The organism is Maribacter aquivivus, assembly GCF_900142175.1.
In the GTDB taxonomy this organism is placed as follows: Bacteria; Bacteroidota; Bacteroidia; order Flavobacteriales; family Flavobacteriaceae; genus Maribacter; species Maribacter aquivivus.
In genome coordinates this window covers 2,373,825-2,389,802 of the sequence record NZ_FQZX01000001.1, presented here as the reverse complement: position 1 = coordinate 2,389,802, position 15,978 = coordinate 2,373,825, and the positions used below count along the sequence as shown (strand labels likewise).

General features: G+C 31.2%; 11 protein-coding genes. All 11 read left to right on the top strand.

Going from position 1 to position 15,978, the window contains the following annotated elements; genetic code table 11:
• Position 1 precedes the first annotated feature (1 nt).
• The gene (locus tag BUC31_RS10115) at positions 2–661 is read left to right on the top strand and encodes a sterol desaturase family protein (RefSeq protein ID WP_073243594.1); all 660 of its coding nucleotides are present in this window, start codon (positions 2–4) and stop codon (positions 659–661) included.
• A gap of 141 nt (positions 662–802) precedes the next feature.
• Positions 803–2,050, top strand: coding sequence for a DKNYY domain-containing protein (locus BUC31_RS10110; RefSeq protein ID WP_073243592.1), 1,248 nt, complete (start codon positions 803–805; stop codon positions 2,048–2,050).
• A gap of 89 nt (positions 2,051–2,139) precedes the next feature.
• Entirely contained in the window at positions 2,140–3,162 is a 1,023-nt protein-coding gene (locus BUC31_RS10105) for a hypothetical protein (protein ID WP_073243590.1), read from the top strand.
• Positions 3,159–5,447: a hypothetical protein gene (locus tag BUC31_RS10100; RefSeq protein ID WP_073243588.1), complete on the top strand. Its 2,289-nt coding sequence runs from the start codon at positions 3,159–3,161 to the stop codon at positions 5,445–5,447. The genes BUC31_RS10105 and BUC31_RS10100 overlap by 4 nt, the downstream gene beginning before the upstream one ends.
• 17 nt (positions 5,448–5,464) lie before the next feature.
• On the top strand, positions 5,465–7,078 hold the full coding sequence (locus BUC31_RS10095) for an ankyrin repeat domain-containing protein (protein WP_139251921.1): 1,614 nt from the start codon (positions 5,465–5,467) through the stop codon (positions 7,076–7,078).
• A 381-nt stretch (positions 7,079–7,459) separates the two neighbouring features.
• Positions 7,460–7,759 (top strand): hypothetical protein, encoded by a 300-nt coding sequence (locus tag BUC31_RS10090; protein ID WP_073243584.1) that lies wholly within the window; start codon positions 7,460–7,462, stop codon positions 7,757–7,759.
• Between the two features lie 191 nt (positions 7,760–7,950).
• Positions 7,951–8,940 carry an SPFH domain-containing protein gene (locus tag BUC31_RS10085; RefSeq protein ID WP_073243582.1) on the top strand — a complete coding sequence of 330 codons (990 nt, stop codon included), beginning with the start codon at positions 7,951–7,953 and terminating at the stop codon, positions 8,938–8,940.
• A 61-nt stretch (positions 8,941–9,001) separates the two neighbouring features.
• On the top strand, positions 9,002–10,693 hold the full coding sequence (locus BUC31_RS10080) for a tetratricopeptide repeat-containing sensor histidine kinase (RefSeq protein WP_073243580.1): 1,692 nt from the start codon (positions 9,002–9,004) through the stop codon (positions 10,691–10,693).
• Complete coding sequence (locus BUC31_RS10075) at positions 10,690–11,421, top strand: LytR/AlgR family response regulator transcription factor (protein ID WP_084134991.1); 732 nt, start codon at positions 10,690–10,692, stop codon at positions 11,419–11,421. The genes BUC31_RS10080 and BUC31_RS10075 overlap by 4 nt, the downstream gene beginning before the upstream one ends.
• A 134-nt stretch (positions 11,422–11,555) precedes the next feature.
• Positions 11,556–11,951, top strand: coding sequence for a hypothetical protein (locus BUC31_RS10070; protein ID WP_073243578.1), 396 nt, complete (start codon positions 11,556–11,558; stop codon positions 11,949–11,951).
• 11 nt (positions 11,952–11,962) lie between these two features.
• A partial coding sequence (locus tag BUC31_RS10065; RefSeq protein ID WP_139251920.1) for a BspA family leucine-rich repeat surface protein occupies positions 11,963–15,978 on the top strand: 4,016 nt, incomplete at its 3' end.

Genomic DNA, 15,978 nt, shown 5'->3' with positions numbered 1-15,978 from the left:
AATGCACTTACTAGATAATACAAAAATGTTCTGGGGCGGCTTAATTGCCGCCAACATTCTTATGTATTTATGTACAATTATAATAAGTTATACATGGTCTAAAGTCTATAACCATACAACTCTAAAGCTTACAAAGCATGACGTTTTTAATAGCTTTATTATTGTAACTGCAAATATTTTGGTGGCTATACCTGGCTATTTCTTATTTAAAAATGGAAATATTCAATTTACTACAACTGACAATTTTTTTCTTGATTTTGCACTATTGTTTTTCGCTTTCGATTTGGTAATGTATCTACTTCATTTAGTGTCTCACTTTATATGGCCTTTTAAAAAATTTCATGATACGCATCATTCTCATGAATACTTTAACGCCATCAGTTTGTATGTAATGGCACCTGCTGAATCTATACTTTTCGGATTACTTCTAACCGCTTGTGCTCTATTCATACAGCTTAATGTGTACAGCTTTTTGGTATTTATTGTTCTTAACTGGGCTTTGGGAGTTATTGGTCACTTAAATACCAATAACATAAAGCAACCGTTATTATTTGGCAACCACGTTTTTCATAAAACACACCACCAGCATGCAAATAGCAATTTTGGGTTCTATACCGTTATTTGGGATAGGGTTTTTGGCACCTATCATAAAATTAAATAACAAGAAGCTAATACCTTAAAACTAAAACAAGTACTTAATCAACCCAAAACCTATGAAGAATATTTTAAAACTGGTAATAAATTAATTGCTCAGAAATTGAAGAAGAGCTGTAAAGTGGTTAGAATAAGTTAAATCAAAAAAATGAAATATTATTTTAGTATTACAATACTGCTCGTATTTATTTCTTGTACCACTAAAACAGAAATAAACACCAATGTAACCAGTAAGCAACTAGCAAAAAACAAACTTCTGGCAGTTCAGAAAACAGAAAAAACAGACTCACGTAAAGGTATTTTTTCAAATCACGAGTACAGTAGTTCGTATAGTTACAACTACCAATTTACTATAAATGATAATGAAGTAATCTGGCAAGACAAAGGCAGTGCAGTGCCAAAGAATATTCTTTTTAGCGAAGATACTGTCTACATAAACTATGTTGAAAAGAAAAGTGTTCCCTACCAACAAGCTGCTAATGATACTATAGCTAGATACAAAGATTCTATTGTAACAAAATATGATCAATTTATTGACAACAGGTATTTCTTTAAGTGGTTTGGTGAATTTTCGTGGCAATCTATAACCTTAGAAAAATACAATAAAAAAATACTAAATGGCACAGAATATAGTATTCCAAATGATGATGACTTGAAATATCTTAAGAATCAAAAAAAAGGTTTTGTAAATTATGAAGTGTTAAAAGATTCGGTAATGTATCATGATACCTATCGTTCTGGTACCACTTATTATTTAAAAAAAGAAGTAGAACTTTTTAATGTAAAAGGAGCTGATCCCAAAACATTGGTTGAATTGTCTAAAAAGTATGCTAAAGACAGTCTAAACATATTTTATAGAGGGCATAAAATAAGTAAAAGAGACGTTTCTACTTTTAGGGTAATTAATCACGAACAAAGATTATTTACAGCAGATAAAAATGGAGTGTATCAAAAGAATAAGCTAATACCTGGAAGTCATGGTCCAAGCTTTAAATTTATAAATTTTCAATTAGCTGAAGATAAAAATCAGATGTATCATGTAGCTGGTAACTATAGCACAATATTAAAAGGGGTAGACTCAAAAACAGCAAAAGTATTAGATTGTAATACGTGTAAAGATCGTTATATAATAGACAAAAAACATGTGTATTACGAAGGTAATTTAATTAGAGATGCCAATGCAAACTCTTTTCAAGTAATTGAATATGAATACTCTAAAGACAATAAACACATATTTTATAGAAATAGAATAATCAAAAATGCAGATTATGATTCCTTTCAAATACTAGAAGAACCTAAAGATATAGAACGTGTAACATTTGTTATGGAAGATAAAAACTATGAATACGGCAATTCTAGTCATAATTTAGAATTAATTATCCGGAAAAAAGAATAGAGAAAAATTAGTGCTCTAGATAAACATGAAGTGGCTTTTGAAAATGAGAAGAATAGTACTTAATAAACCTACTAGCAAAACAAATTAAAGTGATAAAAACACGACATTTTATAATCATATTCTTCTTATTTATATTCAGTGCACTTTTCTATAGTTGTTCTTATACCAATGAAGCCAAGAATATTTCTTTTTACCATTGGAAAGCTAAAGCTACATATACCGAAGCATATAAAGAAGCATTAACATTAGCAGAAAGCAAAAAGGTCTACTTACATTATTTTGATCTTAACTTGGTAGACGAAAATGATTCACAAAATGATGGTATTTACCCAGTATATCTTTTAAGAGAAGTAGATAAGGCGTATTATGATTTTGATATTGTACCCGTGGTATATATTACAAATCATGTATTTAAAGATGAAATTGATATTCAAGGTTTAGCTGAGCGCACTACCCTATTAATAAATGAAATAAGCAAAAAGCAATTTCAAAAAAAACTAACCACAATACAAATAGATTGTGATTGGACACAGACTACAAAGAATGCCTATTTTGAGTTTTTAAAACTAATGAATAATGAATTTGAAGTATCTACAACTATTAGGTTACATCAAGTAAAATTTCAAAAGCAAACAGGCATTCCTCCAGTAAAATCAGGAACATTAATGCTATACAATATTGGAGACTTAAAAAGTAGAAATGAGAATTCAATTTTAGAAAACAGAATAGTTCAAAAATATATAAATTCAGATACCAGTTACCCTTTAAAACTAAGTCTTGGGTTACCACTTTTTTCTCAAACGATAGTTTCGAACACCTCAAATAAAATTAAAATAATAAAAGACACAGAACGTGCTATTTTAGAGAATGACAGTCATTTTAAAAAAGTAGACGAGACTAATTTTTCTATTCTAAAAGATACCTTGTATAAAGGGTTTTACTTAAGTAAAGGGTATAACTTAAAATTAGAAGAACTTTCTGAAAAAGAGATCATAACATCCTACAAAACAATAAAAAATAGCAGGTTGAATATTGATGATATCATCTTTTATCATTTAGATGATAATGCTTTAAACAGCTTGAATTTAAAGAAAATAATCAACCAATTATGAAGAACTTATTTACATGTATTATGCTATTCTTCACCTCTATACTATTAGCTTGTGGTGGCGGAGAATGGTATGGTGGCTTTTATAATCTGTTTAAACAAACTAATATTTCTGCAGACGAATTTTATCCTTTTTTACGCGATGAGTACAGCCATTTTTATGAAGAGCATTATTACTATGATGAAAACTCTAAAAAAGTTTACCCAAAAGGAAATGTACAACTTTGGAAAAGTATGCTTACCAACTGGACTACTTCAGAGATAGAAAAGGCGGTTTATAATTATCCTGATTTTGATTGGAAAAACAAAAAATCTAATTTAGAAAAAGATGTCAAAAACTATTTAGAGTTTGCGCAAAAATGTAGTGAGGTATTCTCTCATAGAAGCGCAGTAAGTACTTGGGACTATGATGCAGCTTTGTTAAGGTCAGAATATGAGACGTTAGATGCTCAAGAATTGGTTGCCGAAGCTAATACGCTAATAGGTACAATAAGCGACGAACAACTAAAAGCAAGATATTATTACCAAATAATTAGGGCACTGCATTACACAAAAAATTATAGTGATGCTATTGTATTTTTTAAAAATACGATTGAAAATAATGTACCTAAAAATGAAATATATTTTTACATATTAGACCAAGTTGCAGGTTGCCATTACTCTTCAGGAAATTATGACATTGCTGCATATTATTTTACCAAAGTGCTGAACAAAAGTATTGATAGAAAAAAATCGTCTTATAATAGTTTTAATTTTTGCACTTTTAAAAACGTAGATGGGTCTCATTATTCAAAAGGAATTGAAGATGAAAAAGACTTACTGCTAATTCGTAGTCTACGAGATTTTTCAGATGAAGTAAATAACATTAAAAAATTCATTAAACTAGACGCAAATGATGCCCGAGTAGAACTTCTCTTTATGCGTGCTTTAAGTAATGTAGAGCGCGAAGTTTGGTCAACAGATAGCTATGAGCATAAAAAGGAACTCCCCTATTTAGCAAATAAAAAACATGAAAATTTATTACAAATAGCTGAACAACAAATGACTTCTGCTACTATTAAAAATAAAGATTTTTGGAAATTATCAAGCTCATACCTTTCGTTTATAAACAAAGACATAACTGCGGCTGAAAATAAATTAAAAGGAGTCAAAACATTCTCTGATCAAAAGAAAATATTGAGCATTGTTTACCAGGTCTTTAGTTGGAAAACCATTAGCCCAGAAAATGAAAACTACATCAATAAAATCTTATTGAACAACCCAATAAAAGACAATAGTATATGGAATGATGAAAACGATTGGCGGTACTTAATTTTAGATAAAATTGCCCATACCTATTTTGATAATGGCAAAATTGCAAAAGCTTTTCTAGTTCATAATACTATAGAAAAAACAAACAAAATTCAATCATTAGTACTTTTAGACGATTTAGAGAGGTTTTATCTAAAACCTGATAAAAGTGATTATGAGAAGTATTTGCTTAAAGTAAATACTAGTGAAAATGTAAATTATTTAGATTATATCAACTATCAAAAAGGTGTTTTCTATTTATACGAAAAGAACCCAGAAATGGCGTTAATTTTTTTTAATAAAAACAAAACCTATGTAGGTGCTAAACCTATACCAGCACTAATATTCAGTAACAACATAATGGAATGCTTTGACTGTTTAGAAAGTGAAGTTATGGTGGATCAGGTGTATAAAGCATTTCCTTTTATTACAGCTAAATTCAACAGAAAACAATTAGCAGAAAATTTGATTGCTTTAGAGAGATTAAGGCATGATGAAAAGCAGTGGAAAGTAAAATTAGCCAACTATTTATTAGGCAATTATTACTTCAATATATCTAACACTGGTTATTACCGTGGTTTATTAACAAGTAATACAAACGGTGGTAGTTATAATTACATGTACAATGACCAAATTAAAGAAGCAGATGCGATAATTAAAAATAAAGAAAACTATAATTTATCTAACATATATCTACATGACAAAAACTATTTTGACATGAGTACTGTAGCTATGGGTTATTATCAAAATACAATAGACCTTTCTACAGATAAGGAACTAAATGCGCGGTGTTTATATTTAATGGCAAAGTGCGAATTAAATCGTTTTTATAACGTAGGCGCTTCAGAAACTTTTGAGGTAAAACAGAATGAATATTACACATTTAATTTACCCCAATATAAAAGCTTCAAAACGTTAAAAGAAGAGTATTCATCTACAGATTTCTATGATATGATTATTAGTGAGTGTAGTTATTTTAAGCTGTATACGGCGCAATAGTTCATTAATCAAACAAAATGAATTTTAAAAAAGTAGGACAACTTAAAAATATTCTGATAGCATTAATTTTTGCGAGTCAAATTATGATTGGGCAAAATAAGTCTAATGATTTATCAGAAGCCTTAGAAAATGGTACGCATAGTCAAGTTGTCACTTTAATAAACGAAGGAGCCGCATTAAACAATTCTGAAGAGTTACTATATAAAGCAACCTTAAATTCGAACATAGAACATGTTAAACAGAATTATAATCTTCTATTAAAAAGCGGTTATAAACAAGATGAATATGAGTATTTGAGTGCTTTTTATTCCGCTATAGTTAGTAAGAATACAGAAGTAATCTCCTTTTTAGCAACCCAACCAGAATGGAATATTAAGAATGATTATAAGGATAACCAAACTGAAATTTTTCAGAGAGCCTATACCGAACTTAAAGAAAACCCTCTTACAGAACCTTCGGCATTAAAAACTCTTATAGATTTAGGTATAGACCTAAAAAGCTATCGCACAGAACAGTATGTATTTAAATTTGCTAAAGATTGTTACAAAGGGTATAAAGAAAAAGAAGCAATCACTGCATTTAAGAAATTAGCCTCTATGGGTATTAATTTAAATAATACGCACCCAAACGGAGAAACTATATTGCATCAAGCTGCGCGAAATGCCTCAGATAGTATTTATCATATATTTAAAAAATTGGATGTAGATATATCGATAAGAAATGTTAACGGTAAAACCGCAGACGATATTTTTTTAACAAAAAAAATAATAAAATCAATTCGGTTAGAAGAGTTTACAACGCTAGATTCGCTTTTAGCCCAAGTTGTTGACATTAATAATGAAGAATATCTAAATCTTGTAGTTGATAATTCATCAAAAAAAACAGTTTTAAAAAAGTTTCAAACTGTTCTTAAACATGGTTATTTACCCAACAATGATATTTCAAGACAAGGCGATATTGAATTAGAGCATTGCTTACGAGTAGCAATAAATAGTAATGCTATAGATTTAATGAAATATATTTTCACATTAGATGAATCATTACTTCAAAAAGATAAATTAAATCATTTTTATGCGAGTGCTATTTATGCTTTAAACACATTCCCCAAAAAGAATGAATCTGCAATACAGCTATTAGTTGATAATGGTTTGGATATACATTCAATAAAAAACAAAAAGACCTTACTAGAACTTGCAAAGTTTATATTTGGTGAAGATGGGCAAAAAACCTTCAAATATTTTATTTCATTGTATCCTGTAGATTTAGATTTTCAAGATGAACAAGGTTTTACCATATTACACTATGCAGCTCAGAATGGCAACCAAGAACAATTTACTTTTTTTGAAAATCTAGGTGTAGATACTTCTATAAAAAGCAACAACGGTAAAACAGCGAATGAAAGTTTAAAATCTGTCATAAACGGGCGAAAAGCCGAAGCGCTGCTACTAGGCAGTACTCCTTATATTTTGTTTTTATTTAGTAGTACAAGCCTTGTTCTTTCCGTCGTATTTAGAAAAAAAATAAATAATGTTTTAGCTCGTATTGCGGTTAGTTTTTTAGACGCACTTTCTATTTTCTATATCTTTTCTACAGTGTTATTTTACTACAAGATGTTAAGGAATCGGCATTAGAAATCATGATTTTATTTTCTATTTTTGGGGCTGTAGCTGTTCTGCCTGTATTTTTTATCATTCAGTATTTAATATTTAGACTATTGAAATCAAAAAAACACAGTGGCACTTTTTAAAAAAAATTGGTCTTTTTTAAACTTATCCCTTCACCTTTACATAGCAAAACTCATATTTATTTTATATAAAAAAAGGATTCTAGCCCCCTTTCTCCAGGGTGTCATTTTCATCGTTTTCTGTAATTTATTGGTGCTATAACTACTCCCTCTTTACACTTGTAAATTAAATAACTACGCATATAAATTGTTTATAGGTAAAAGAAATATAAATAGCATTTTAGGGTTATATATTTCCATTTAATTCACAAACCTAAAATTAGTATCTATGTTAGAAATTCTCGCAATTGGTTATTTTACTAAAAAAATTAGAACAATAGCTGAAGAAAAAAATATAAAACCTAGTAAATGGATTTGGAGATTAGTTCTTACTTGGTTTGGAGTAGAGATAGCTACAATAGTTTCAATTTTTGTGTTTACAGATGCTGATATAGAAAATGATATTTTCATAGTAGTGTTACCCGCTTTAATTTTAGCTGCGGTAAGTGCATTCTATACTATTAATCAATTAGAAAAGGAACCTCAAGTACTCTCAAAAGAATTAAATAGCGATGCGATAGAAATATAAAGCTAAAAATGCTGCTAACTCTTTTTTTAGAAATAGTTGAGTTCACGCTCTATAAAACGCATATAAAAATCTTAAAACCTTCTATCTCGTAGTGTTTACAAACTAAATATTAACGCTTATCAATCAGAATTGTAGAACATAAAAACTATGGTTATTATTGCTTTACAGCCTTTTTAACAACAAGAATTTAGATGAATATAGCAAACCAATATCGGTCAGTAATACAATGGGAAAACCCAAATGAAAAAGAGCTTTTCATTAAGTTTACCGAAAGTGGCGATGAAATTAAAAATGCATCAAAACTAATACTTCAACCTGGTCAAGGTTGCATTTTAACCTATGAAGGTAAGGTACAGAGTGTTTTAGTTGAAGAAGGCACGTACGACCTAAAATCTGACAACACTCCCTTTTTAACTTCTGTAAAAAAGTTTCTCTCTTTACGTGATGGTAGTGAACATGTAATGGGTATTTGGTTTTATCGCAAAGCAGATATTTTAAATATGCGTTGGGGTACAAGAGTGCCTATTGCTTACACAGACCCTATTTATACTTTCCCAATACTACTTTCTGCATTTGGTAATTACAGTATTAGAATAACAAAACCACAATGGTTTTTTGAAAACGTAATAGCTGGTCAAGAAATATATTGCCATTCTCATTTAAAAGAAATCTTTATATCAAGGGTAACACAACCCATTACAGATTATTTGGCAAATGCTAAGTTCTCTTATGTAGATGTTGATAGTAACCTAAATACTATAGCTGTTGAGGCAAAAGAAAAAACAGCATCTGTTTTTACTGATTTAGGTTTTGAAGTTTTAGATTTCAGAATAGAAGGTTCTCAGTTCGATAAAGATACTTTAGCCCGAATTGCAAAAATATCAGACGTACAAGCAGAAGTTTTGGCTGCTAAAATTGCCGGTGTAGAATACACAGAAATGCAACGAATAGCGGCAATGAGAGATGCCGCTAACAATGAATCTGGTGCAGCAGGTATGTTAATGGGTTTGAATGCTGGCGCTCAAGGAAATTCAACCATGAACCAAGGCTCTTTAGAACAACAACCAGCAACCGATAGTCCTATGATAAAACTAAAAAAGCTAAAAGAACTCTTTGAGATGGAGTTGATTTCAGATAGTGAATACACAGATAAGAAAAAAGCAATTTTAGATAGTATGTAATAATAGCATATCTTCAAAAAATCTAAAATTGTATAAATCAATATACATTGAGTTCATAAAAATGAAACATACCAAATTATTTATTCTACTGATAGTAATTGTTTCATTTACCTGTTGCAAAAAAAATACCAAAGGCAACGGACTAACCGATAGTGAATTTTTAGATTTCATATCAAATGAAAATTTAAGACCATCGCTTCAAAAAATTGACAGCCTCATTAAATTTGAAGATTTCTCAGATAAAAGAAGGGCAATACTATTTCATGAAAAAGGACGGTTACTTGCAACCTTAGAAAAAGACGTTGAAGCTATAGGTAGCTTAAATGAAGCGCTTTATTTATTCGAAAAAGAAGCTAATAAAGAATACCTAGCTAAAACAAATATGCTATTGGGCGATTCTTATGCTATGCTTTCAAAGCAAGATACCGCTGCTATATATACTAATAACGCTTATAAGTTCTTTCGTGAGATTGGCGACAAGAAAGGAGAAGCTAAAACCTTAAACTCATTAGGTCATCTATCTTTTTTAGCAGGAGATTATGATTCGTCTATAACTCATGTAAAACAAGCCATTGATTTACAAATAGCCTTAGATGATAAAGAGACGCTGTCAGCTTCATATAACAATCTAGGTTTTATACTAGAACAAACTGAAAATTATGAACAAGCAATTTGTTATTATGAAAAAGCAATTGCCCTTAATAGTGATATTGATAGATTAAATACCAATGCCCTAAGAAATTTAGGCTATGTGTATTTAATACAAAATGATGCTAAGAAATGTATTTCCATTTACAAAAAGGCGCTAGCTATTGAAGAACAGACAGAGCACTATGTAATTCAGCAAGAAATCTATGAAGTGCTAATTGAAGCTGCCGTAAAAGATGAAGATTTCAAAAGTATACCCAATTTCATTAGAAAGAAAGACTCGGTTACTCAATTACTGACTTCTTATGAAAGTGAAGAAAAAATGAAATTGATCAATAGAAAAAACGAGCAATTCATTGAACAAGAAAACTTAAAAAAAGAATTAGAATTAAATAAAAAGAACAAAATTATTTTAGGTGCAATTTTGAGCTTTTTACTTGCTCTTGGGTTATATGTTTTTCAAAAGAACAGAAATTCAAGATTAGAGCTAAAACAGCAAAAACTAGAGCTAGAACAAAAAATACTAAGAACACAAATGAACCCGCATTTTGTATTTAATGCGCTTACTGCAATTCAAAAAACGTTCTTTGATGAAGATCCTATAAAGTCAAGTACATATCTCACAAGGTTTGCCAAGTTAGTAAGACAAAATTTTGATGTTGTAAATAAAAAACAAATTACATTAGAAGAAGATCTTGACATTTTAAAGAACTATATAGAAACGCAACAATTACGCTTTGAAAATAAGTTTGAGTATGAAATAAATATGACCGATGACATTGAGGTTTCTATGATAAAATTACCACCAATGTTATTACAACCTTTCATTGAAAATTCAATTGAGCATGGTTTAAAACAAAAAAATGAAAAGGGATTACTTCAAATAAATATTACAGAACAAGAAAAATATACTCATATAGAAATTATAGACAACGGTATTGGTTACAATAAAGAAAAAGTAAGTGACAATCGTGAACATGCCATAGACATATTTTTAAAACGCCTAAAACTTAGAGGCTTAGGAGAAGAAAAAAAGTTTTCTATACAAGCAATTGATAATAATAAAGGAACAAAAGTATCCATCTTTTTAGACTTACGCCAATGATTAAAATTGCAATTATAGATGATGAAGTCAACGTTAGAGAATTAATTAAAAAAATGCTTTCGTTAATATCTAGCACATATGTGGTAGTAGGTGAAGCTGCTTCAATTACTAGTGCCAAGACTATGCTAACTAACTGTAAACCAGACCTGGTATTTCTAGACATTAAGCTTGAAGATGGTAGCAGTTTTAATTTGTTAGAGCAAATTCCCCAAATAGATTTTAAACTTGTTTTTATTACTGCATTCAACGAATTTGCAATACGAGCATTTAAGTACAATGCCTTAGATTATATACTAAAGCCCATTGCACCAGATGAGTTAAAAAATACATTAGAGAGGGTAGAATCTATGGTGTATGTTGAGAAGGAGACTAAAGCACTTTTAAAAAATCTAAAAGACAACAGAGCATCTAGTGTTCAAAAAATAGCTCTAAAAACAGCAAAAAAAATGCATCTTTTAGAAATCGATAATATTCTTTATTGTCAATCTGATGGGTCGTATACTAAAATAGTAACCGAGAGTGAGACTATATTAGTTTCAAAAAACTTAAAACATTATCAAGAACTTTTACCTGAAGATATTTTCATAAGAACTCATCAGTCATTTCTAGTCAATAAAAGACATATCCTTAGTCTTGAAAACGACACTATCCGTTTAAAAAATAATGACATTGTTGCTATTTCCGCAAGGCGAAAGGCTGAAATAAAGGCTATACTCTTAAATGAATAGCTACTAAAAGTATCGAATATCAATTAAGATACGACACTTATCAATCGGGTTAACACTATAGCACTTTTCTAGTCTAATTCTCGTTATTTAGGTTCAAAAACCAACAGAAGCGTATTGGCTTCGTAGAATCTAAAATGACCAAAATCTATTTCAAGAAAGAAAATCTTTTAATATGGTATTTCCTATTGGCAACGGGCATAGGTCTTCTCATTTTTGGATGGCTATTAATCGAGTATTTCGCATGGCAAGCACTTTTGCTTTTTGGTTTTGCTATTTCTAAAATCATAAGTATTTCTAAAAAACCAATTACCCCGGTAATTGAGTTAAATGACGAGGGCATTACGCTACTTGGCTTAAATGACCAACCTTTCTACCCTTTTGTCAATATCAATAAAATACATCTAGACAGTCGTGCCTTAAACGGATACATTAAATTGAAGAATCCGGATAAAAAAATAATTCTAGATTCTGTCGCTATATCCGTAAAAGACCAGCGAGAAATCACCGCTTTCATCAACCAAAGAATATAACACCCTACAATATGTTTAAAATAGCCTCTATTATAGCCGCTAAGAAACAAATTACAAAACTGTTTTCCACCTTTTTAATTATCATTTTCACGTCTATCTGCTATGGTCAGAATACGGCAATACCTGATCCAAATTTTGAACAAGCATTAATTGATGACGGTTATGATACAGCACCTATAGATGGCTTTGTACCTACTATAAATATAAATAGCATTACATCTCTAAATGTTCCTTCGTCTGCCATAGATGATTTAACAGGTATTGAAGATTTTACAGCTTTACAAGCTTTGTACTGCCAAAATAATAACCTAACAACGATTGATTTATCTAGTAATACACAACTAAAAACTGTAAACTGCTATGGCAATAGCTTAACAACTCTCGATTTTAGTAGCAATGTTATGCTTGAAGTGTTAGGTTGTTACAACAACCAACTTTTATCTATAGCTGTCACTAATAACCCAGCATTAAAAAGCATATTAGCCTTTGGAAACCCAAACCTAGAAACAATAGATGTAACAGAAAATGCATTATTAGCAGAGTTAGAAGTTCAAAATTGCAATATCACCTCTATTGATGTAACTCAATGTCCGCTCCTTGAAGAGTTAGCCTGTGGAGGTAATTCCTTATTAACAAGTCTCAATTTAGACGACAATCCTGTACTGGATTATCTAAGTTGCGGGTATACTGGCATCACAAATTTAGATGTTACCAACAATCCCATTTTAGAAACAATTGACGTACAATCTAATGCAATTACTGCGATGGATTTTTCTCAGAATACGGTACTTAAAAAGTTATATATTAGAAATTGCGATTTTATAGCAGTGGATCTTGCTGCCAATACCGCTTTAGAATTATTAGATTGTCAGGTAAACAACCTAACCAGTTTAGACTTACAAAACAATGTTGCTTTAAAAACTTTAAATTGCCATGTAAATAATATTGCAAATTTAGATGTAAGTCTAAACACCGCACTTAAAAGTTTAAGTTGTCATCAGAATAGCATGAAAACCTTAAGTGTTGCGCCTGGTAATTCATTGGAGACCGTATTATGTTACGAAAACAATTATACAAGCTTAGACTTTTCTCAAAATACAGGTTTAAGTCGATTACGTATTCAAAATAGCCCGCTAATAGAAAGTGTAAATCTTAGAAATGGTAATAATGCGGCAATGGATGAGGTTGACTTTTATGCTGATAACTGCCCAAAACTTACTTGCGCAATTGTAGATAGCAAGACATATAGCACTACTGAATGGACCCGTGTTGATGCGACTTTAACCTTTCTGGAAACTCAAGCCGAGTGCGATGCTTTGTCCTCATCATTCATTACCACTTGGAAAACAGACAATACAGGAACATCTAGTGATACCGAAATTACTATTCCAACAACAGGAACAGGTTACAATTATGATTTAGACTGGAATAATGACGGCACTTTCGATGAATTAGGATTAACAGGAAATGTAACCCACGATTTTGGTACAGCTGGCACATATACCATTAGAATACGAGGAGATTTTCCAAGAATATATTTTAATAACCTAGGAGATAAAGATAAAATTATATCGATTGACCAATGGGGTGATTTAATATGGACAAACATGGGTGCTGCTTTTCGAGGTTGCTCTAATCTTGGTGGTCAAGCTACAGATAGCCCTGATCTTTCTAATGTTATAGAAATGTCTCTTATGTTTGCCAACTGTACCTCTTTTAATCAAGATATTAATAATTGGGATGTTAGCACGGTTAAAAATATGACTTCTATGTTCACTTCTGCTTCAAGTTTCAATAAAGATATAAGTAGTTGGAATGTTTCTAATGTAGATGATATGTCTTTTATGTTTAGTCGTGCTTTAGTTTATAACAATAATAATGAGCCATTAACTTGGACAAATGGCACTGGTACCGCAAAGGTTACCAATATGTCTTACATGTTTAGAGGTGCATTAAAGTTTAACCAAAATATTAGTAATTGGAATGTTTCATTAGTTGATAATATGCAACATATGTTCGACAGGGCTTCCGAATTTAATAATGGCGGTGCTTCATTAACTTGGGCAAGTGGCACTGGTACTGCAAAAGTTGCTAAAATGAATGCTATGTTTGAAAGAGCAGTAGCATTTAATCAAGATATTAGTAATTGGAATGTTTCATTGGTAGATGATATGAGTTCAATGTTTTATGGTGCCAGCAGTTTTAACAATGGTGGTGCTACATTAAATTGGACAAATGGTACTGGTACATCGAGGGTTGAAAAAATGAATAGTATGTTTAGACAGGCACTTGCCTTTAACCAAAACATTAACAATTGGGATGTTTCTGCCGTAGATGATATGAGATTGATGTTCAGTTATGCAACCTCTTTTAATAATGACTTAAGTAGTTGGAATGTTTCTGCAGTAGATGATATGAGTTCAATGTTTAGTAGTGCAGACTTGTTTGATCAAAATTTAGAAAATTGGAATATCAATAGTCTAACTAGTGCTACTAATATGTTTAATAACGTAAAACTTTCAACAGATAATTATGACAAATTACTAATAAGTTGGAGTTCACAAACATTAAATTCAGGAGTTGTATTTAGCGGTGGTAATAGTAAATATTGCCTATCGGAAACACAAAGACAAAGTATAATTACCAATGATAGTTGGACAATTACAGATGCTGGCAAAGAATGTGCAGTCATCACTCCTTCGTGTCCAGTTGTAACTTCGCCAACAAATACAGCCACAGATGTTTCGATTAACCCTACGATTACATGGAATGCTTCAACAGGAGCAACTGGTTATAGAGTAATTGTAGGTACAAGTTCTGGTGGTACAGATATAGCGAATGAAATTTTAGGTAATGTATTAAGTTATACACCTACAAACGATTTATTAGAAAACACAACTTATTTTGTTTCTGTTTTTGCTATAAATAATACTGTTGAATCCACTTCTTGTTCTGTTGTTGAATTTAAAACCGAAACAATAACTACGGTCCCTAATTGCCCAGAAGTAAATGCACCATTTAATACGGCAACGGGTGTATCTATTAGTCCGACCATTACATGGAATGCTACAACAGGAGCAACTGGTTATAGAGTATCTGTAGGTACAAGTTCTGGTGGTACAGATATAGTGAATGAGACTTTAGGTAATGTATTGAGTTATACACCTACAAACGATTTACTAGAAAACACAACTTATTTCGTTTCTGTTTTTGCAATAAATAATACTGTTGAATCTACTTCTTGTACTGTAATCGAGTTTACAACAACAGAGAATGCATCGCAGGCATGTAATTATGCTGCAGAGATAATAGGTTTTAGTACGGAGTTTAATACAAACTCTTGGTCTGCACAACAAGCTTTAGGAGCATTCAATATTTATCCGGATTATGGAGATTTGCAAGGTACATGGGCTTCTAGAACCCAAGATGCACAAAGAGAATGGATAGAATTACGATTTGATAATCCTGCTCCCATAAGTGCGATACACATTTTTGAAACATTCAACGGAGGGGCAATAGACAATGTGCTAGTAAAAAATCCTAACACAGATCAATGGGAATCAGTATATACTGCAACTCCTATTCATATTACATGTTCTAGAATTTTAAAAATTGAATTTCCACAAACAACATTTGATGTTTCTGAAGTAAGAATAGAACTAGATAGCCCAGCGGTGCCAGGTTGGAATGAAATAGATGCTGTTGCAATTAACAATGGTGAAAATTGTTCAGGAGCAACCTATATTGATCTTGATAAACCAACTAATGTTAATTGTTGGGATGACTATCAATTCAATAGTACCTCTTGTACTTGGGAAAACCAAGGAATACAAGACCCAGAACCAACAACAGAATGTTGGGAGACCGCAACTTTTAATAATGCGACATGCTCGTGGGAAGTATCAGGAACTCAAGACCCAGAACCAATAACAGAATGTTGGGAGACAGCAACTTTCAATAATGCAACTTGTTCATGGGAGATAACAGGAACACAAGACCCAGAACCAACAACAGAATGTTGGGAGAC

Bases quoted from the DNA above. Each gene is read 5' to 3' on its own strand.
- BUC31_RS10115 (WP_073243594.1), top strand. From the start codon at position 2: ATGCACTTACTAGATAATACAAAAATGTTCTGGGGCGGCTTAATTGCC.
- BUC31_RS10110 (WP_073243592.1), top strand. From the start codon at position 803: ATGAAATATTATTTTAGTATTACAATACTGCTCGTATTTATTTCTTGT.
- BUC31_RS10100 (WP_073243588.1), top strand. From the start codon at position 3,159: ATGAAGAACTTATTTACATGTATTATGCTATTCTTCACCTCTATACTA.
- BUC31_RS10095 (WP_139251921.1), top strand. From the start codon at position 5,465: ATGAATTTTAAAAAAGTAGGACAACTTAAAAATATTCTGATAGCATTA.
- BUC31_RS10090 (WP_073243584.1), top strand. From the start codon at position 7,460: ATGTTAGAAATTCTCGCAATTGGTTATTTTACTAAAAAAATTAGAACA.
- BUC31_RS10085 (WP_073243582.1), top strand. From the start codon at position 7,951: ATGAATATAGCAAACCAATATCGGTCAGTAATACAATGGGAAAACCCA.
- BUC31_RS10080 (WP_073243580.1), top strand. From the start codon at position 9,002: ATGAAACATACCAAATTATTTATTCTACTGATAGTAATTGTTTCATTT.
- BUC31_RS10075 (WP_084134991.1), top strand. From the start codon at position 10,690: ATGATTAAAATTGCAATTATAGATGATGAAGTCAACGTTAGAGAATTA.
- BUC31_RS10070 (WP_073243578.1), top strand. From the start codon at position 11,556: ATGACCAAAATCTATTTCAAGAAAGAAAATCTTTTAATATGGTATTTC.